Origin of the sequence: Glaciimonas sp. PAMC28666, from assembly GCF_016917355.1 — a bacterium.
Taxonomy (GTDB): domain Bacteria; phylum Pseudomonadota; class Gammaproteobacteria; order Burkholderiales; family Burkholderiaceae_D; genus Glaciimonas.
Genome location: NZ_CP070304.1, coordinates 453,382 through 473,125, shown reverse-complemented (window position 1 = coordinate 473,125; position 19,744 = coordinate 453,382). Strand labels below are relative to the sequence as shown.

The 19,744-nt window shown below is 50.1% G+C and carries 19 protein-coding genes; 12 read left to right on the top strand and 7 right to left on the bottom strand.

What is annotated here, in order from left to right:
- The first annotated feature begins 1 nt into the window (after position 1).
- Positions 2–616 (top strand): flagellar biosynthesis sigma factor, encoded by a 615-nt coding sequence (locus JQN73_RS02105; protein ID WP_205321461.1) that lies wholly within the window; start codon positions 2–4, stop codon positions 614–616.
- Positions 617–961: 345 nt separating this feature from the next.
- On the opposite strand, the gene JQN73_RS02100 is transcribed toward JQN73_RS02105, so the two are convergent.
- Together JQN73_RS02100 and JQN73_RS02095 are read right to left on the bottom strand one after the other, a co-directional pair.
- Complete coding sequence (locus JQN73_RS02100; RefSeq protein WP_240162395.1) at positions 962–1,855, bottom strand: anti-sigma factor; 894 nt, start codon at positions 1,853–1,855, stop codon at positions 962–964.
- Positions 1,852–2,496: a sigma-70 family RNA polymerase sigma factor gene (locus JQN73_RS02095; RefSeq protein ID WP_205321459.1), complete on the bottom strand. Its 645-nt coding sequence runs from the start codon at positions 2,494–2,496 to the stop codon at positions 1,852–1,854. The genes JQN73_RS02100 and JQN73_RS02095 overlap by 4 nt, the downstream gene beginning before the upstream one ends.
- A 175-nt stretch (positions 2,497–2,671) precedes the next feature.
- On the opposite strand from JQN73_RS02095, the gene JQN73_RS02090 reads away from it, so the two are divergent.
- A complete protein-coding gene (locus tag JQN73_RS02090; protein ID WP_205321457.1) occupies positions 2,672–3,571 on the top strand; it encodes a metallophosphoesterase in 900 nt (299 codons plus the stop codon).
- Positions 3,572–3,573: 2 nt separating this feature from the next.
- Positions 3,574–3,954, top strand: coding sequence for a cupredoxin domain-containing protein (locus JQN73_RS02085; RefSeq protein ID WP_240162394.1), 381 nt, complete (start codon positions 3,574–3,576; stop codon positions 3,952–3,954).
- Positions 3,955–4,096: 142 nt separating this feature from the next.
- Here JQN73_RS02085 and JQN73_RS02080 read toward each other — a convergent pair whose 3' ends face one another.
- Positions 4,097–4,627, bottom strand: a complete 531-nt coding sequence (locus tag JQN73_RS02080) for a PaaI family thioesterase (protein WP_205321454.1) — start codon at positions 4,625–4,627, stop codon at positions 4,097–4,099.
- A 513-nt stretch (positions 4,628–5,140) separates the two neighbouring features.
- Between JQN73_RS02080 and JQN73_RS02075 the strand changes: the two genes are divergently transcribed.
- Positions 5,141–7,501 (top strand): TonB-dependent receptor, encoded by a 2,361-nt coding sequence (locus JQN73_RS02075; RefSeq protein ID WP_240162393.1) that lies wholly within the window; start codon positions 5,141–5,143, stop codon positions 7,499–7,501.
- A gap of 85 nt (positions 7,502–7,586) precedes the next feature.
- Here the strand turns inward: JQN73_RS02075 and JQN73_RS02070 are convergent, their stop codons facing one another.
- The 3 genes from JQN73_RS02070 to modA all read right to left on the bottom strand — a co-directional run bounded on the left by JQN73_RS02070 (position 7,587) and on the right by modA (position 9,825).
- The gene (locus JQN73_RS02070) at positions 7,587–8,279 is read right to left on the bottom strand and encodes a sulfate/molybdate ABC transporter ATP-binding protein (protein ID WP_205321452.1); all 693 of its coding nucleotides are present in this window, start codon (positions 8,277–8,279) and stop codon (positions 7,587–7,589) included.
- Between the two features lie 7 nt (positions 8,280–8,286).
- Positions 8,287–8,958, bottom strand: a complete 672-nt coding sequence (gene modB, locus JQN73_RS02065; RefSeq protein ID WP_205321451.1) for a molybdate ABC transporter permease subunit — start codon at positions 8,956–8,958, stop codon at positions 8,287–8,289.
- Between the two features lie 87 nt (positions 8,959–9,045).
- The gene (gene modA, locus JQN73_RS02060) at positions 9,046–9,825 is read right to left on the bottom strand and encodes a molybdate ABC transporter substrate-binding protein (RefSeq protein ID WP_370551293.1); all 780 of its coding nucleotides are present in this window, start codon (positions 9,823–9,825) and stop codon (positions 9,046–9,048) included.
- Between the two features lie 316 nt (positions 9,826–10,141).
- Between modA and JQN73_RS02055 the strand changes: the two genes are divergently transcribed.
- From JQN73_RS02055 to JQN73_RS02040, 4 genes are all read left to right on the top strand, one after another.
- Positions 10,142–10,510, top strand: a complete 369-nt coding sequence (locus tag JQN73_RS02055; RefSeq protein WP_205321449.1) for a winged helix-turn-helix domain-containing protein — start codon at positions 10,142–10,144, stop codon at positions 10,508–10,510.
- Positions 10,511–10,710: 200 nt separating this feature from the next.
- A complete protein-coding gene (locus JQN73_RS02050) occupies positions 10,711–12,456 on the top strand; it encodes a ClcB-like voltage-gated chloride channel protein (protein ID WP_205321446.1) in 1,746 nt (581 codons plus the stop codon).
- A 136-nt stretch (positions 12,457–12,592) separates the two neighbouring features.
- Positions 12,593–13,141: a hypothetical protein gene (locus tag JQN73_RS02045; RefSeq protein ID WP_205321444.1), complete on the top strand. Its 549-nt coding sequence runs from the start codon at positions 12,593–12,595 to the stop codon at positions 13,139–13,141.
- A 342-nt stretch (positions 13,142–13,483) separates the two neighbouring features.
- Positions 13,484–14,389: a 23S rRNA (adenine(2030)-N(6))-methyltransferase RlmJ gene (locus JQN73_RS02040; protein ID WP_205321443.1), complete on the top strand. Its 906-nt coding sequence runs from the start codon at positions 13,484–13,486 to the stop codon at positions 14,387–14,389.
- 117 nt (positions 14,390–14,506) lie between these two features.
- On the opposite strand, the gene JQN73_RS02035 is transcribed toward JQN73_RS02040, so the two are convergent.
- Positions 14,507–15,427 (bottom strand): methylglyoxal synthase, encoded by a 921-nt coding sequence (locus JQN73_RS02035; RefSeq protein ID WP_205321441.1) that lies wholly within the window; start codon positions 15,425–15,427, stop codon positions 14,507–14,509.
- Between the two features lie 149 nt (positions 15,428–15,576).
- Here JQN73_RS02035 and greB point away from each other — a divergent pair, with 149 nt between their 5' ends.
- The 4 genes from greB (at position 15,577) to JQN73_RS02015 (ending at position 19,744) form a co-directional block, all read left to right on the top strand.
- Positions 15,577–16,140 carry a transcription elongation factor GreB gene (greB, locus tag JQN73_RS02030; protein ID WP_205321439.1) on the top strand — a complete coding sequence of 188 codons (564 nt, stop codon included), beginning with the start codon at positions 15,577–15,579 and terminating at the stop codon, positions 16,138–16,140.
- Between the two features lie 173 nt (positions 16,141–16,313).
- Positions 16,314–18,548: a TonB-dependent receptor domain-containing protein gene (locus JQN73_RS02025; protein WP_205321437.1), complete on the top strand. Its 2,235-nt coding sequence runs from the start codon at positions 16,314–16,316 to the stop codon at positions 18,546–18,548.
- A 76-nt stretch (positions 18,549–18,624) separates the two neighbouring features.
- The gene (locus JQN73_RS02020; protein ID WP_205321436.1) at positions 18,625–19,344 is read left to right on the top strand and encodes a MotA/TolQ/ExbB proton channel family protein; all 720 of its coding nucleotides are present in this window, start codon (positions 18,625–18,627) and stop codon (positions 19,342–19,344) included.
- A gap of 1 nt (position 19,345) precedes the next feature.
- On the top strand, positions 19,346–19,744 hold the full coding sequence (locus JQN73_RS02015; RefSeq protein ID WP_205321434.1) for a biopolymer transporter ExbD: 399 nt from the start codon (positions 19,346–19,348) through the stop codon (positions 19,742–19,744).

Sequence of the window (19,744 nt, the reverse complement as noted above, 5' to 3'; positions counted from 1 at the left end):
GATGACACTAAAAAATATTAGCAGGCGATGGCGCGTAGTTTTAGTCGTCATAGGGATAGCCATTATCTATGCAGCTTACATCGCGATCAGACCATACGATGTGGTGGCTGTGTCCATTGGTGGATCTTATGAAAAAGCGCGATTGGGAAATACCTTGTCTCCCTCTGAACCTGGACACTATTGGGGTGGATTTGTTACCCGGCCCTCGGTCTTGCGTTTTGTTGATTCACAGTACGGATTCATTACACCTGCAGCGAAATTTCTGTCAGTTAGCTATGACGAAAATGGATCTGTCGCAACCGTAAGAATATCACCGCAGGTGAAAATACTTTCACTTGATAAGGCGCTAACCATCGTCTTCGATTTGCAGGATCAGTTCCGCAAAGGTGGTTGGCTTCCATTCAATGTGGATACTGATCCGCCATTTGAGAAAACCGAAAAAATGCGTTCAGCAATAGGACAATGCTCAGACCCATCAAGTTATTGGCAGGCTGGCGACAAATACCAGATTCTTCTCAATATTCGTTGCTTCTGGATTGATGAAAAACCTAATGAAGTGCGTTATCTCATCACTTTTAGCATCAGCGATTTAGTCTATGAAAATAATGATTTTTAAAATAAGGCACACGACTCGTACAACTTCGTCAAAAAATTTCTTCTATTTTATTGCCAGAAAAGGCTGATGATGACACTCCAAAATATTATCAGGCGATGACCTGTTGTTTTAGTCATCGCCGGAATGGTTTTATCTATGCGGTTTACCTTGCCATCGGACTATAAGATATGAAAGCTGTATCCATTGGGGGTTTAAAGCGAAGCCAAAATGCATTATCTGCGTGAGCTGAACAAGGAGACGTTAGTAGCCTATTCGATACGGACGCGAAGCGCTATGTGCCGGAAGGATCAATCTGTATTGCGTGCCGGAAGGTCTCCAGTCAATTTCTAAACCTGCGTTGTGGAGCTAATGCAAAACCTCTTTAATCTGCTGCCGCAATAGTGATTCAAAGGTGGTTAGATCTTCCGCCGCGACGTCCGAGACTGCCCAATACGTCATGTCCCCGCTGGTCCAGTGCGCGACTTGATAGCCTTGCCGGGTGAGTATGGACGATGAGGTGTTGTGACTGCCAGTAGGCCAAACGTACAAATTAATTGGGTGCAGCTGGCGACGGTAAATCAACGCAGCAACCGGGTGGCCATTAACATAGTCAAGCCGTCCACCGATCAACGGGAAGCCTTGTGGTGCGAGTTCAATCACGGGCGGGGAAAAGTTGAGCTTGCCGTTGAACCAGGGTTTAACGGTGTGGCGATCGGTGGAGACGACATCGGATAAATGATCTACCTGAAGGGAGCGTACGTGGTTTGCGATGACCTCATCGGTCAGTCGATCCTGATCGTTGGGTACAGAAAGAAAAATGCCAATACTCCACAGCACAGCGAGTAAGGTCGCCATTAATGCGCCCAGATGGAACCGGTCAAAACGCCAGCCTGACTTCTCTACAAGGTGCGACCACCTGGAGGTTCTTGCAGAAAGGTTTGACTGCTTTTTCGGTAGGGCCGCTTCAGGTAGGGCCGCTATAGGTAAGACCGCTTCAGGTAGGACCGCTTCAGGTAGGACCGCTCCAGGTAGGACCGCCCGAGGCAACGCTTCGTTGATGCGTTGCGCCAGGCCAGCCGGTGCTTCAAAGCGAAATGCAGGTGCTTTCAGCTGAGCACTGAGTTGGCTTTGCTGGACGTAATCTTGCTGACATTCGATGCAGTTATTCAAATGCCGCTCGATCTGTATTGTCTCTGACACGCTCAGTTCCTGATCGACGTAGGCGGGTAAGAGTTCAAGTACTTCGTCATGTTCCATCATATCTCCCGCTGCATTGATGTCGCTGCTGGCTCCGTAGGGGGTGCAGATGGCACCGATGCCGCTGAATATCCATCGCGAACGGTAGTGTTCCGTAACGTATCATTCGGTTTTTGCGCCTCTAGCAGCTGTTTTTGAAGTAATTCACGACCGCGTCCCAAACGCGACATGACGGTACCCACCGGGATTCCGATGATCGCGGCAATTTGCTTGTAGGAGAGTTCTTCCAGTTCTCGTAACACCATTGCTTCGCGAAATGCCAACGGTAGCGTTTGGAGCGCCTGTAATAGTTGCTGCTGACTATCCTTTTGCAACAGGATACTTTCCGGATTATTGTCCGATTTGTCATTGACGGCAACGCTCTCTCCGTGGGGACTGTGAAACTGCTCATCAAATTCGGTATTTTGCGTTTGATTTCGCTGATGCCAGGTGTAGAACGTATTTCGCACGATGGTCAACAACCACGCACGTCCATCTTCCCCATAGAAGCTGTCAAAAAAAGTAAACGCACGACAATACGCTTCTTGCACAACATCTTCAGCATCCGGTCCGTTGCGCGTGAGCCAACGGGCCAGGTTAAACGCCGAATTCAAATGCGGCATAACGATGGCCTGGAAGCGGTTTTCTTTGGTCGAGTGCATCATGCGGCAATTTCCTGTCTTCTCTTCATCATACCGCTCGAGTTCTGATTTTATTCCCGGAATAGTAAAAAATATTTGGATTAATTTTTAATCATCGTGGAATAAATTTTATCTGATGTCGGTATTAGGCTTTACCGCTCGAATGATCGGCACTTATAGGAAATCTGAGGAGAATCGAATGACTACCACTTTAAATAGACGCAGTTTTATCAGGCTGGCAGGGCTCGGCGGCGCAGTGTTTGCTTCCGGTTTGAGTGGTTGGACGAACGCAGCTAACGGCGCTGCAAATGCTGCCGAGGATTTCTTCTTTGTGCAATTGTCCGACTCCCATTGGGGCTTTGAGGGTGCTCCGAATCCGGATGCGCATGGAACGTTACCTAAAGCCGTCGCCGCAGTGAATGCGCTTGAGAAATTACCTGACTTTATCGTCTTTACCGGGGACTTGACGCATACCACAGACGATCCGCAGGAACGTCGCAAGCGCATGACAGAGTTCAAGACGATCGTGTCGGCATTAAAAGTAAAACAAGTCTATTTTATGCCCGGTGAACATGATGCAGGATTGGATCAGGGCGTAGCGTATCAGGAGCTTTTCGGTAAAACACATTACACCTTCGATCATAAAGGGGTGCATTTTATCGTCCTCGATAATGTCTCTGATCCCGCGGCAAGCATTGGAGAAGAGCAACTAACCTGGCTGAAAGCGGACCTGGATAAATTGGCACCGGACGCTAGGATAGTCGTGTTCACGCATCGTCCGCTGTTTGATCTTTATCCTCAATGGGATTGGGCTACGCGTGATGGCGAAAAGGCGGTTGCGCTATTGATGCCGTACGCAAACGTTACGGTATTTTACGGCCATATTCATCAGGAAAATCACCACATGACTGGACATATCGCTCACCATTCTTCCAAATCGCTAATCTTCGCATTGCCGGCTCCGGGATCGCAGCTTAAGCGCACGCCATTGGCGTGGGATAGCGCGCAACCTTATCGCGGTCTTGGCTTTCGCGAGGTTGCAACATCGCAAAAGAATCCCACTTTTAATTTAACCGAATTGCCGATATCGAAGGGATGATCATGAACATAAACCGAGAGCGTCGCGGGATTCTGATTGGCGCGATGAAATTAGGGGTGGGTAGTATTTTTGCCTCCAACATCAAAAATGTTGCGTTGGCGCAAGAAAAAGCGGTGATGATTAAGGTTGTCGCTAGCAGATTTACCTACGCGCCGAATCGCATTATGTTGAAGCGAGGGGTACCGGTGGTGTTGACGCTTTCGACGCTGGATATGCCGATGGGATTCAATGCCCCTGATTTTGGCGTTCGTACCGATATTTTTCCAGGCAAGGAATCAAGCGTGCGCTTTACGCCGGATAAGGTGGGCGAATTTGTTTTTCATTGTGATTTGTTTTGTGGCTCGGGCCACGAGGACATGACGGGCGTGCTAGTGGTGACTTAAGCGATCCTAATGTATTTTAATTCAAATAAATTGCTCGGTGAGATAGTCTCTCTGTTCTATTTCTTTTGGTTTGCGTCTTGAATCAGAACGATTAAGAAGCTGGAATCAGAATACCGAGCAATCCTGTTATTAAGGATAAAAATTAGGGGAGCGGAAAAATTAAACAGGTAGTCGTCGCGTGCGCGTATATTTTGCCGTCAACATCTACGATATTTGCCTCCGACACACCAACTTGTTTGCCGACCTGAATCACTTTCCCAATGGCGCGAACCGGGCCGGTTTTTTCGGTAAGAGGGCGCAGTAAATTGACTTTTATTTCCAGTGTGGTGTACCCCATACCCTTCGGTAGCATCGAGTGCACAGTGCAGCCTAGCGCCGAGTCGAGGAGTGTGCAGAAATAGCCGCCATGGACGCTACCAAGTGGATTGTAGTGTTTACGTCCTGGCGTGCCTTGAAACACGATGCGTCCCGGCTCACCTTCAATCGGAATGAAATCCAGCGTCTCACCAATAAGCACAGAGGGCAGTTTGCCGTCCCAGATATCCTGCAGAAATTCCATTCCGCTGCGCTCTTTCAGTTGCGCTAACGTGGCCACGCCGGGTGCCGCTAGTCGCGCTCTTACGCCCGTTTCTTGTTCCTTCCAAAGCGCCAGTGTTTCTTCGCGGTTAGTCATGGGTGTCCTTATTCTAAATTTAATGAAAGAAATGATACGTAGCGCAATGTTCGTGAAAGGTAGTGCGTTGCGTGGAAATGATTATGCCTTGATGGCGGGATTTGCGCTGACCTAGCCATCTAAGCAGCCGGGGAGCAGCCAGCGCGCGACGGAAGTCAAGTAATTAGTCGGTTGTATCAATTTAGTCGGTTGTATCAATTTAGTCGGTTGTATCAATTTTGCAACTGAGTTGCATTTAAATTGCAACTCAGTTGCATTTTTGTTGATGCAAACCTCTCAGACATCTACACTAGACAGCATTGCATGGGTGAGGAAGCGCGGAAACCCGTTAGGCGTTTTCTCATGACGCAAGCGCTTCTGAGCTTATTTTGAGTGCTGACTTATGCAGTGATTGCGCAATGAATTCCTCACCAGTTCCTCACCAGGTTTGAAAAAAATCGGTGATGACAGCTAGGCTAAGACCCGGTTGCTTCGTTTAACCGTTTCGCTATTTCGCCATATCGGAGTTTAAGATTGAAAACTCGTTTGTTACGGTTGAGCGCCTTGATTGCGCTCTCCACTGGTATTTCTACGCCTATCGTATTTGCACAGACTGCGCCGGTTTCTCCCGAACGCATCAACGGCCTGGTCCACGATGCTCTTGGCCATCCATTGTCGGATGCGCAAATTAATCTGAAGGATACAAGCGGTCACGCATTGGCGACTACCGTTAGTGATCAGCAAGGAAATTTTACATTTGTGAATATCGTTCCGGGTAGTTACGCCCTCGCCGTCGATAAGCCAGCCTATGCAACGGGAGTAGTCATCGTAACGAAAAAAGCGGCTGCCGCACAGGTCTCGATGACCTTGATCGCTGCTGAAACTCTGGGGCAGATAGTCGTCACGAGCGAACGCCTTGATCGTGCGAGGAACGGTATCTCTGTTGAAACTGGCAGCAGTATTTATCGTATCGGACGCAAGGATATCGCAGCGTTGCCGCAAGGGGACGATACGCCGTTTAATCAGGTTCTGTTGCGCGCACCGGGAGTTGCGCAGGATTCTTATGGGCAATTACACGTACGCGGCGACCATGCCAATTTGCAGTATCGCCTGAATGGCATTTTGTTGCCGGAGAGTATTTCTGGATTTGGTCAGACGCTCGACACGCGTTTCGTTGATAACGTGAATTTGTTGACCGGTGCGTTGCCAGCTCAGTATGGGTATCGTACCGCTGGCGTCGTCGATATCCACACCAAAACCGGTCAAATTGAAAACGGCGGCAATATCGGTATCGCGTTCGGCAGTAATAATACCCGACAGATCAGTGGCGACGTGAGTGGTTCTCATGATGGATTCAGCTATTACATCAACGGTTCGTTTGACGCAAATAATCTCGGTATTGAAAATCCGACCGGTACTTCGACCGCGCTGCACGATCGTACCTTACAGAATAAGGGCTTCGGTTACTTCTCTTATCTCATTAATCCAGATACGCGAGTGAGTCTGATCCTTGGCAGCTCGGACGGTCGCTTTCAGATTCCAAATACGGCAGGTGAAACAGCAACTTTTCAACGCGATGGCTTCGCTGATTATCCATCGGCGAACCTGAACGAACGTCAGCGAGAAACCAATCGATACGGCATTCTTGCTTTGCAGGGCGTTATCGGCAACGATATAGACTATCAGGTTGCTGCGTTTAGCCGCTATACCAAGGTATTGTTTGAACCTGATACGATTGGCGATTTGCTTTACACCGGCGTCGCCTCGCGAGTATTACGTACCGGGTTGGCTAATGGCTTGCAAGCAGATGGAAGCTATCGGCTCAATGATAGTCACACCTTGCGCGCTGGTATTTCTTATAGCCGTGAGAGCCTGAAAAATAGCAACGATTCACTCACGTTTACCGCAGATGTCAGCGGCAATCAAATGGGTACGCAACCATTCTCGATTAACGATCAAGGTCAAAAAACGACTAATCAGACCGGCGTGTATTTGCAGGATGAATGGAAGCTGAGTGATCAGTTCACCGTCAATTACGGCGCCCGCATGGATTGGTTGAACGCCTATGTGTCGGCCAACCAGTTGAGTCCCCGCGTCGGAGTCGTGTATCAGATGACGCCCCGAACGACCTTTCACGCTGGCTATGCAAAATATTTTACGCCACCGACCAGCGAGTTAATCGCCGCGACGACTGTCGCCAGCTTCAATGGCACTACCAACGCTGCTGCGACCAACCAGAATGATGCGGTGCAGGCCGAAAGTTCTGATTATTTTGATCTTGGCGTGGTGCATCAATTGACGCAAAATCTGACGATCGGATTGGATGGTTATTACAAAAAAGTGAAAAATATGCTGGATGAAGGGCAGTTTGGTTCGGCTTTGCTATTTACCCCTTTTAACTATGCGCAAGGGAAGGTGGTCGGTCTGGAGCTGACGCTGAACTATCGCAACGACAATTTCGGCGCGTATCTGAATGTCGCACGCTCGTCGGCGATGGGTAAAAATATAACCTCAAGCCAGTACAATTTTGAACAGAGTGAATTGGATTATGTGTCCAGTCATTGGGTTCATCTGGATCATGATCAGAGCATGACCGCATCAACCGGTGTCTCTTATCTTTGGAGAGGAACAACCTACAGTGCTGACGCTTTGTACGGTAGTGGGTTGCGTAGCGGCTTTGCCAACACCGAACATTTGCCTTCTTATACTGAAGTCAATCTGGGCGTTAGCCATATTTTTAAAGATTCTCCGGTAGGAAAGCTGACGACGCGGCTAAGTGCAATCAATGTGTTTGACCGCGTTTATCAAATTCGCGACGGCTCTGGGATAGGTGTTGGCGCTCCGCAATTTGGACAACGTCGCGGCCTGTACATGGCGATGACTAAATCTTTTTAATAGGAAGTTTGGAAGATTTTCGTCGAGAAATTGGACTATCCATAACGCTTTTGCAGGAGGCCCGGATCGATGCTGTCAGCAGAGGTCAGAGCCATCGCGACGATGACAATCCGGTCGAGGCAATTTTTCCGTCCCGAATTTCAAATACGGCGTCCCCTAATACGGCGACGTCGGCTGGATCGTGGGTAATCACTAACATTGGTACATCAAGTTGCTGTTGAAGAGAACTTAACTCGTTGCGCATGCGATCTCGCAGGGCCGGGTCGAGCGCCGAAAAAGGCTCGTCCAGCAATAATATATCCGGCTCCAGAACCAACGCACGGGCTAAAGCCACGCGCTGTCGTTGACCGCCGGAGAGTTGGTGTGGGTAGCTATTGGCAGTTGTGTTTAGCTCGAATAACGCTAGCCATTTTTTTACAACAGGAGAGCTGTTGGCCTTGTGCGGATTTAACCATCCGCACTGCAGGCCGAATGCAATATTTTGTGCCACAGTCAAGTGTGGAAATAGTGCGTAATCTTGAAAGAGATACGCGACCTTCCGTTGTTGCGGCGGTAAATTGATATTGCTATCGTGGTTAAATAATTGACGCTCGTTGATGCGAATGACGCCCTGATCGGGCGTCAATAAACCTGCGACGGAAAGCAGCGTCAAACTTTTACCCGCACCGGAGGGACCGAATAAGACGATGCGTTTGCTATCGGACGTGAAGTCAATATCGAGTTGGAAACGACGATCATCGGCTTGCAATTGTTTGCGAATTTGAACTTGGATTGTCATGGTTTGTTCAATATGCCCGACGCTGGCTTTTCGGCACCAAACGTCCTGCGATCAGCAGGAGTAAAACGCAGGTTACGGAGGTAATCAATACCAGCAAATTAGCGGTGTTGTCATCGCCTGCCTGTACCGCTGCATAAATAGCCACTGATAGTGTTTGAGTTCGGCCCGGTAAATTTCCTGCAATCATTAAGGTAGCACCAAATTCGCCAAGCGCGCGGGCGAACGCCAGCAGAACGCCGGCTGCAATCCCCTTCGATGCGAGCGGTAGCGTGACGCGGAAGAACACAGCAGCCTCAGAAATTCCTAAAACACGTGCAGCGTTTTCCAGTTGCGGATCAACGTTTTCAAAAGCCACACGGGCCGATTTTAATACGAGCGGGAATGCGACAATGGTGGACGCAATGACGGCTCCTTGCCACGTAAAAACCAGCTCAATGCCCCATTTTTCCAGCCATTCGCCGACTACGCCGCGGCGCCCCAAAACAACTAATAAATAATAGCCGAGCACCGTTGGCGGCAAGACGAGCGGCAGCGTCAGGATGGAGTCTACCAAATCCCGTGCTGAAGAGCGCCAGCGCGCCAAGCCATAGGCGATAGCAACACCGAACAACAAATTCAACAGCGTCGCCCAACCCGCCACTTTAAGCGAAAGAGCAAGCGGGATCCAAACGGCATTCATCGTAAATCACTCATCGGTATTTTCTTGGTCGGGCTTATTTCGGTCGTTAAAGGTAAGTAGTCAGTGGCTAACAAGTTTAATCACCATCTATGGTTTTAAAAAACCGTAGCGTGCAAGGGTTGCCTGACCTTTTGGTGATAGTACGTAAGTGATGAATTGCGCTGCAACTGCCGACTGTTTGGTATCGGCGGTCACGGCGATTGGATACATTACTGGCGTGGTGGAAGGCACGCGGACGGCAACTTTGACCTTCCCTGGCATGATAGCGGCATCGGTCGAAAATACAAAACCGGCGTCGACCTCATCGCGGGCGACGTAATCCAGACTTTGCCGGACGTTTTGCGCAGGAATTCCTTTCGCTGCTACAGCAGTCCATAAATTGTCACGTTCCAGCGCAGCCTTGGTGTAACGGCCTACCGGGACCGAAGCCGGATCGCCATAAGCGACACGTTTGACCGTCGGTGCCAATAGATCCTTGAGTTCGGTGATGTTCAGTTTGCTATCCGCCGGCACGATTAATACAATTTGATTGCTTGCAAAATTTTTGCGGCTGCTGGATTGCACGGACTTTCCGGTTTCGGCTTTGTTCATCGCATCCTGGTCGGCAGAGGCAAAAACATCGGCGGGCGCGCCTTTGACGATTTGTTGCAATAAAACGTCGGAAGCAGCAAAGTTCAGGACGACCTTGGTATCCGGATGTTGCGCTTCGAAATCTTGCGCCACTTCTTTGAACGCGTTTGTCAGGCTGGATGCGGCCGAAACGATGAGATCCGCAGCTTGCACGGAAGTGGTCGACAGCATAAGTGGCAATGTGGTTAAGGCAACGACGGCAAAGCGTGTGAAACGTGGCAACTTGCGTGGCATCATTAGATTATCTCCGAGGTAAGTACAAGAATCGGGCTTTACGTAAAATCGCCCCAGTGAGCGTCGTGATTTTCTCGCCACAGTAATTTTCGTCGGCAGGATTGGGAATCCTATAGCTTCGGCGATTTTGTGTGGGTTTTAAGAAAGTAACGCGGATAGCGCAAAAACGATAGCGAAATATATGGCAGGATATAACGAACGTCAACCGGAATAATCGATAAGAATAACTATGAGCAGTGGTCTCGCAATCATGTCAGATAGTCCGGGGATAGTCATAAGTGGCTAGTGGAGACTGCCTTCGGCTTGCTACAATCGGGGTATGAGACATTCAAAATCGATACGGCTAAGAGTAATGCGGGACGACGTTATCGCATTTGGTCCAGGGAAAGCGGCGTTGCTGCTCGCTATTTCGCAGCACGGTTCAATTTCGGCTGCAGCGCGCGCGCTGGCGATGTCGTATCGCCGCGCCTGGTTGCTAGTGGAAGAAATGAACGCTAGTTTTCGGGAGCCGTTGGTGGCAACTGCGACGGGTGGCGCCAATGGTGGAGGCGCCCATATCACCGCATTGGCGCAAGCAATGCTAATGCGATATGCGCACATGAGCGCGAAGGCTGAAGCCGCGATAGCGCCGGATATGGCGTATTTTGAATCGCTGATGGTGATTACAGGTGAGGCCGATCCTGATTAAAAACGTCTTGACGAAGGTCACCGTGAGGTATTAGCGCATTCAGTTGCATTCGGCACGTTAGGCAATATTCGCTGAAGTTGCCGAATTTGCTGACTTCTGCAGTTTAATTGCGAGGATTAACGATACATATCTATAAAATGAGGCTGAACCGCCTCATTATCCTTTTAACCAACGTATAGCCTCGGAACACGCCACTATTTATGCGGACCACTCTTCTTGAATACCGAATCCGCATTCAGCGCCTATTTCATTTTTCTTCCAGCCATTCGATGTTGCTATGGGCGGTAGTCGTTGGATTTTTAGGCGCTCTGGCAACTATCCTGTTCCGGGAATGCATCCTTGGCCTGCAGATTCTGCTGACAGGGAAAAGTGGTAGCTTTGTCGCCATTGCCAAGAGTTTACCGTGGCATTTGCGGGTGATATTGCCGACCGGAGGTGGAATCGTGGCGGGTCTGATTCTGTTGTTGGCAAAACGCGTTCCTTCAGCCGCCACCTCTGATTACATGGAGGCGGTCGCCATTGGTGACGGCAATATCCCCGTGCGCCATAGCCTCTTGCGCAGTTTGTCTTCGTTAGCCACTATCGCGTCGGGTGGATCGATCGGGCGTGAGGGGTCGATGGTACAGTTATCTGCGCTGGCCGCTTCGCTGGTCGGCCGCATTACCCATTTTGAGCCGGGTAGATTGCGACTTTTAGTCGCGTGTGGTGCAGCGGCAGGGATTACGTCTGCGTACAACGCCCCAATTGCTGGTGCCTTTTTCGTGACTGAAATTGTTCTGGGCGCGATCGTAATGGAAAGTTTCGGCCCGGTGGTCGTTGCTTCAGTTGTCGCTAATATCACCATGCGTGCTTTGCCAGGCTACAAACCTGCTTATGAAATGCCTGCTTTTCCGACGATTGCGGGTGCAGAGATAGCGCTCTTCGTGGTGCTCGGTATTTTGGCTGGCGTCACTGCCCCGCAATTCTTGCGACTGCTTAATACATCTAAAAAGCAGTTTCAGAAAACCGGTTTGCCACTTCCTGTTCGGTTAGGTCTGGGCGGTTTAATCGTTGGGCTCATGTCTGTCTGGGTGCCCGAAGTCTGGGGAAACGGCTACAGCGTTGTTAATTCCCTGCTGCATACGTCCTGGCTATGGTGGAGCGTTGTCCTGATTTTGGTGGCAAAAGTCATTGCAACTGCGGTAACAGCTGGTTCGGGTGCCGTTGGCGGTATTTTTACCCCGACCTTATTCGTGGGGGCAGCGATCGGATTTTTGTTCGGTATGGCGGTGCATGCGCTGCTTCCAAATATTAGTTCGCCCCCGTTTGCCTATGCCATCGTCGGCATGGGCGCGTTTTTGGCCGCTGCGACCAGCGCACCCTTAATGGCGATTTTGATGATCTTCGAAATGACGTTGAGTTATTCTGTCATGCTGCCCTTGATGCTGTCATGCGTGGTCGCTTATTTTATCGCGCGTAGTCTGGACGGCGCTTCAATGTATGACGTCACGTTAAAACGCAATCGGGACGCGCAAGAGCGCATGCGTTTGCGGGGCATCCATATGAGTGATCTTATTCGCCCTGCGGATACGGTATTGGCGATGAGCGCACCGTTCGATGAAATTAGCCGCCTGTTTTTGAAATATCCGGTGAAATATATCTATATTGTTGACGACGACGAGCATTATTGTGGCGTAGTGGCGTTGCAGGACATCACATCGGTATTACTGGACAAGAGCGAGACCGCTAACCGTGTCGCGGCCGATTTTTTACGGAAAGAATTCTTGCATGTCATCACGCCTGACATGTCGCTGGGCAATGCCTTGCAACTATTTTTGGATCATCAAGGCGAGCGCTTGCCAATTGTTCGTAGCCGTGCCGAACCAGTTTTGCTGGGGGCAATATTTAAGAGCGCATTATTGGAGGCTTACTTCCGTCTCGATAACGTAAAGGGATATGCGGGCTAGAATACTTTTGAAGTTACCACCTGGTTTAGCGCAATGTTGAATTAATCGGCAGGGGACGGCTCTAACGGCTGAAGTAAATTGTTCCCAAAGAGATGATCCCCAGTGCCCTTTCCAGGGAAATGAAAGGCAAGCTCCAATGTTAAACCTCAAGTGGTTGCCTGGTCGTACTGAGCAGAAAGTGCTTACCGATGCGTCTATTCCCGACTCCGAGCTCGCCTTACAAGCCGTTCGCCGCCGCTGCCGGGCGCTGGTCGCCCGTCGTGCATTGTGGTCGGCCGGTGCTTCAGCGCTGCCGGTGTTCGGCGTCGATATCGCGGTCGATATTCATTTGTTGTCAGGATTGATTGAGGAAATAAATGCCGAATTCGGCCTGTCGCCAGAGCAAATAGAACTTTTGCATCCAACCCGCAAAGTCGCCATTTACAGCGTCATCGTCGGGGCCGGTAGTACCCTCGTCGGTCGTGTAGTTACACGTGAACTATTACTCAAAATACTCATGCGCAGTGGGGTCAAACTGGTCAGCAAAAATGCCGTCAGACTGGTGCCGATAGCCGGGCAGGCGGTCTCTGCTGCGATCGGTTACTCTGCTTTTCGTACAGTTGGTAACCGGCATATTGATGCTTGTAGCAAAGTGGCTGATGAGTTGCGTAAAATGCAATTAAATTCAGGCGCGGCAACTGATTAAGCGCGACCGTCGCTTCTCGGAACGATGCTAAACGCCGAAAAGATGACTTCAGAATGCACACTTAAAGCTTAATACGGGCGTTTAAGGCGGTATATCTGCCATCCTGACGCTTAAATTGTTAAAATACGCATCTTCTCCATTGCAAAGCAGTTATCTGGGCTAATTTATGCCCTTGAGAGCCTGATCAGTAAAACTTGCGCTAGCCACGAATTGCAACGTATTGAATACGGCAATTGCCGTGTGAGGCGGAGGCGCTATTTTTCGCTGAATAATATCGACGAAAACGCTGCCGTACGGCCGATATGCAGGTGGAATCACCCCTTTACCAAGATAGATATTTTTATGCTGAGTTATCGCCACGCTTTCCATGCCGGCAATCATGCCGATGTGCTGAAGCACCTAGTGACCATCCAATTGCTTGATTACCTCGGCCAGAAGGATACCGCTTACACAGTTATCGATACGCATGCAGGCGCAGGCGTATACGCGCTGGACGGCGGTTATGCGTCAAAAAATGCCGAATTCGAAACCGGTATCAGCCGTCTCTGGAGTCGCAAGGATTTACCGCCAGCACTGGCTGAGTATGTCAATGTAGTGCGCAAACTCAATCCAGACGGCAAACTGCGTTTTTATCCAGGCTCTCCGTATTGTGCTGATATCACTATGCGTGAGCAGGATCGCCTACGGCTATTTGAGTTGCATCCTAGCGACAGCAAAATATTGACAGATAACTTTCGCAAGCTGGATGCCCAGCGCGCCCGCAGTAATAGCCGTGGCAAACGCGTCATGATTACGCAAGGTGACGGTTTTCTGGGTTTGAAGGCGTTATTACCGCCGCCTTCCCGCCGCGGACTGGTCCTCATCGATCCGCCTTACGAGGTGAAGGATGATTATCGACTGGTAAAGAATACGCTGGAAGATGCACTGCTACGCTTTTCAACGGGAACGTATGCTGTGTGGTATCCAGTGTTGAATCGCATGGAATCACGTCAAATGCCGGATAAACTGAAACGTCTCAAAGCTAATGGCTGGCTCAACGTCACGCTGACTGTCAAGACCCCCTCGCCGGATGGCTTTGGTCTACACAGTAGCGGAATGTTTGTCCTTAATCCACCCTGGACGCTTGAGCCGCTCCTTAAAGAGTTGATGCCGTACCTCGTGAAGACGCTTGGAACAGACTCGGGCGCAGGATTTACGCTGGAGTCGGGTGCGACTGCTGCGGTGAATACGGGAACACGACGCGTTTAATTTGGGTTAAACGAAGTCATTGCTGACGATTTTTCGCGTTCCCTGGAAACGGCAGCTCCCTCCGTTGCGTCGATCGGCGCAACGCATAGGGACAAAGCAGGGCGATTGAAGCGGTATTCAGGAACCTTGCATTCCAACCCGCTTGTGCAACAACTCCAGCCAACGCTCACCACATCCCGCATCGTTAATACACAGTGCATAATCAGTCACTGTGCGCGCTGCGCGTTCGAGCAATTGAATATCCGCTTCGTGTTGGCGGGCAACGTGCGGGTCTTCCAAAAACAGTACGCGGCGACATTGTTGGCGATCCAATATCAATTCAGCGATTTGCGCATCGCCGCCCATCGGGCCGCTTAAAAACGGTTTTACCCAATTTCGACCGGCTTCTTCCCCTTTGATTCTTTGCGCCAGTTTGTTTAGCAGACTGCCGGTGGTGCCGGTAGCGCAGCGAAACGCAAATTGATCGAGTAGGTGGAAATGGCGTTCAGCGATGGTGAGCATGCGCTCTTTCATCGCATCGTGTGCAATCAGCGCGATGCCCTCATTCGCCAGATCAAAGGTCAGGTCAAGTTCCGAATTCGGTGCAGCCCCAAGCCCGATGGATTCCAGCTCCAGCCATTCCTGAGCGCCTGCCAACGTCGATAAAAAGGGCTTTCCATGAATCACACATTGACGTTTCAAGGCCACGGCTTCAGGAAAAGTTGATGACGGGTCCACGGGGTCCATCAAATAAATCACTGCATCAAGCGTGCGCGTTGGATCGCTATCAACGACGCGTGAAACCAGCTTCATCAAACCGCCTTGACGTCCATATGGAAAGCGTTCCAGATGCGGATAACCATCCAGCAAGCCGAGCTGATTAATCGCATCCAGGGTGCGGCCGACGACGATTAAATTTGGCTGCAAATGCTGTTCAATTGCCGCACGGCTGCCGTTTATTAATTGCGCGAGCGGAGAGTGCGGGGCGTCTTGATGCGTGCGGCTTGAGGCTAACCCGATGCGGTAGCGGCGACGATCGCTGGCAGATGTAACTGGCATATGGCTGTATGTCCAAATGAAGGAGAAAATGTGGGCGCCTCCCGATTGGCGATCAATGATCCAGCACTCTGGTGCTGAATTTTCGCTGGCTCGGTGACGACTTTCGGCGAATTTGCGGGTGATGGCGAAATCGCACTACAATACTAGATATGAATAAAGCCTTTGTCAAAGAATCCGATGGCGATGACGACGATCTGGAGTTTGGATTGCCGCCGATTCCGGCTGGAACCAAGAATTACATGACGCCCGCAGGCCATGCGCGCATGAAGGCGGAGTTGCTCGATTTGATCGATAACGCACGGCCCGAAGTGGTGCGGATTGTTTCATGGGCCGCCTCCAACGGCGATCGCTCTGAAAATGGCGATTATATTTACGGTAAGCGCCGGTTGCGTGAAATCGATCGACGAATTCGTTTTTTGACCAAGCGTCTGGATCAGGCCGAAATAGTAGATCCGAGTATTCATCATGGCCGTGATCAGATTTTCTTTGGGGCCACCGTTCGCTATCAAAATCACGCAGGCGAAGAGCACACGGTCACCATCGTCGGCATTGATGAGCTTGATCCGCTGCATGGGAAAATTAGCTGGATTTCACCGGTTGCGCGCGCACTGACTAAAGCCCATGAGGGAGAGTCGGTGACATTGATGACGCCCGCAGGTTTGGATGAATTAGCGATATTGACTGTTGGCTATCCAGCGCCCAATCAAGAGTAACGTTTTGCGCCCGTTTGCCACTTTTATCGTTATTAAGCGGTGAGAGGGTAGCTCAACTACTTGCTTTAGCAAAAAGATAAATGACCATAAGAGTAATAAACGTTGTAGTTAGACAACGTCATGAGGATGAAATATTGGTTCATTAGCATGCCTTCTTTTCTACAGGAGGCAACATGAACGTTCGTAGCATCAAGCCAACACCCGCATCTGGTGTCAAGCCAAGTTTTCACCTGCACTCCGCGCCACGTGTCAAAGCATGCAACGCCAATATCCTACGCGCCATCGCCGTACTGTGCATCGTCACGCCGGTGATTGGATATGCACAGCAAGCCACTGACCTGGGCGCTGTCAGCGCCAGCGATGGTTCTGGTTCTGCAACCCTGGCATCGCGTGTTCCTGCCGCTGCCAAAAGTGCGCCCTCCCAAGGTTCATTGGATGCGCGATCGGCGCAATCTGAAGTCAGTGAAGCATTCATCCGCAGCTACACGTCGCCGATTGCGGACTTTAGCCAAGTGATCCAAATGACGCCGGGCGTTTACAGTTACAGTCCTAACGGCCCCGGTCTCGGTGATACGAAGACTTACTTTCGCGGCTTTCAGGATGGCGACTATTCCGTCACCTTTGATGGCATTCCATTTCAGGATACCAATAGTCCGACACATCACACTTGGGCATTTTTCCCGGCGCAGTTTATCGGTGGCGCAGTTGTGGATCGGAGCCCTGGATCGGCTGCTACAATTGGTCCCGCCAATTTTGGAGGCTCAATCAATTTATTATCGCGTAACCTTGATCCGCAACAACGCACCAGTGTGACGGGTTCATACGGAACCTGGAACACGTCGTTGATTGGTCTTGAACATGAAACAGGGCAGTTCGGTACCGACGGTTCATCAAACCTCCTGTTCAATGTACATGAGATGAAATCCGACGGTTACGAAACTTACAATAAGCAAAAGCGCGATGCCATTTCTCTAAAATACCAGTTCGCAGTCACCGACAATACGGCACTGACCGTGTTCGCGTCTTCAATTGATTTGCACACCAATACCCCAAATACCAAAGGACCAACCCGTGCGCAAGTGGCACAGTACGGGGACAATTATTTGATGAGTGGCGATCCTCGTCAAGCCAACTATTACGGGTATGATTTTTATCACGTTACTTCGGATTTTGAATATCTTGGTTTAACATCGAATCTGGGCAACGGCTGGAAGTTGGACGACAAGTTGTATACTTACGCGTATCACAACCAGCAAAATTATAACGGCACCACGATTAGCACAACAAGTGGTACAGACAAGCTCAATGCTTATCGGACTTACGGCAATTTGCTGCGTCTTAGTCAAGAGTCAGGGACAGGGACTTTTCGTACCGGGTTGTGGTCGGAATATGCGGACACCAACCGGTATCAGGTGCCATCCGATCCGCGTACCTGGATCGATGCCGCTTTGCCAAACTTTCATGAAAAATTTAAAACTACAACATTGCAGCCGTTTGTCGAATATGAGTTCAACGTCACGAATGATCTGAAGATTACTCCAGGAGTGAAGTACGCATCTTATCGCCAGGATTTCACGCAGTTTGCTGACAACGGTAAGACTGTCGGCAATCTGGGTGGCCTTCCTAGCATTTCGCACGCGGCGACTTACAATTCGACGCTTCCTTCGTTGGATGTGCATTATAAATTGCAGCAGAATTGGTCCGCTTATGCCCAATTTGCGACAGGCAGCGAAATTCCACCAACCAACGTGTTTGACGTTAAAAATGCGAACGTCACGGTCTTGCCTGCGATGGTTAAAACCAAAACTTTCCAAATCGGGACGGTATGGAAGTCCGACAAATTTACACTCGACGTCGATGCTTACCACATCAAGTTTGATAACGCCTATTCATCGTCTACCGATACCAGCGGCAACACCACGTTTTATGCCAATGGAACATCAGTTACTCAAGGCGTCGAAGCAGAAAGCAACATCATTCTGGGCGCCGGTTTTAATTTATATATCAATGGTACTTACGGTAGTTCCAAGTATGCCAGCGGCCTATGGGTCGCCAGTGCACCAAGCGACACTGAAACACTCGGCCTTAGCTACGAGCAAGGTGCATGGAACACCGGCTGGTTTACGAAGCGTGTCGGCAAAATGTACAACGACAATGGGGGCACCCACCAGGCTGTATCAATCGATCCGTTTCTGCTGTCGAACCTGTTCGTCAACTATACATGGAAGAATCCTGTGAGCTGGGCCAAGCAAGCGAAGTTTCAGTTCGCCGTCAATAATCTATTTGATAATCACAGTATCGTCGGCGTGACACCTGCATCAACGACAACTTCAATCCCCGCACCGGGTGACCAACTGACTCTGCTGCCAGCGCGGAGCACTTCGTTGACACTCACACTCGATTTCTAATTCTGTGAACTGATAGCGGGGAAGCCGTGCTTCCCCATTTTTTCAATTTTCGTCTATTTCTTGTCTACATTAAATCATGAATATTTCACACCTACTCGAGTTAGCCAATGATTCCGGTGGCACATTATATGTAATGATGGTTTTATTGCTGGTTGCTTTAACGGTCATCATCGAGCGCACCAAACATTTATCCAATATGCAGCAAGGTGGCGAAAAGTTAATTGCTTTACTAAAAAAGGATAGCCTGCACCCAGGTGCTTTGTCCGTCCCCAAAAAATTATCTAAATTGCCGCATGCCCAATTGTTTGACGTATTGCGAAAGGAACCGGCGAGCGCCGACCGGAATACCTTTGACAGTCAGCTGGAAGAAGCGATCATGCATGAAGTGCCCATACTTGATCGCTCTTTGTGGGTACTGGATACCGTCATTACGTTAGCGCCTTTGCTCGGGTTATTTGGCACCATCATCGGTATGTTCAATGCATTTCACGTATTGGGGGATGCACAGAGTGGCGCTGCGCAAATTACCGGCGGCATTGCGGAAGCACTCATTGCTACCGCTTCTGGCCTATTGATCGCGATGATCGGCCTGGTCTTTTTCAATGCCCTGCACACCCGCGTACGAATCGTATTCCATCAGCTGGAGACCATCAAGATTATGCTGGTCAACCGTCATGATCGGATGACCTCGCAGGCAGCTGCGCTTAATAGCTTGCAGGCTGCGCCGCAGGTGTCGTCGATCGTCCCTTCTTCCGCGGCCCCGATTAAGTCGGTCGCACTGCAGGTAAGGGCCTGATATGCGTTATCTCGACACCAGAAAGGCCCGTATAGAGATCATTCCGATGATCGATATTATGCTGTTTTTACTCGTTTTTTTTGCAATGTTGACGCTGCGCATGATTCCAACTTCGGGACATGTCACTAAATTGCCGACCAGTTCGACAGCGATAACCATGCCACCGCCTAAATTACTGGTTGAAATTGCCCCGGATGGTTCATTACTGGTTGAAAATCATCCCGTGACTGCCGTTCAACTCACGGCGCTGTTGCGTCAGCGTGAGAGTAGCAAAACGTCTGTCACCATCGCTGGAAATCAGACTGCTTCATTGCAGCAGGTAATGGAGGTAATCGATGCAATTCGGAACGGCGGAGCGACCGAAATTGGTCTCGCAACCCGCACAGCCAACGCTAAGTAA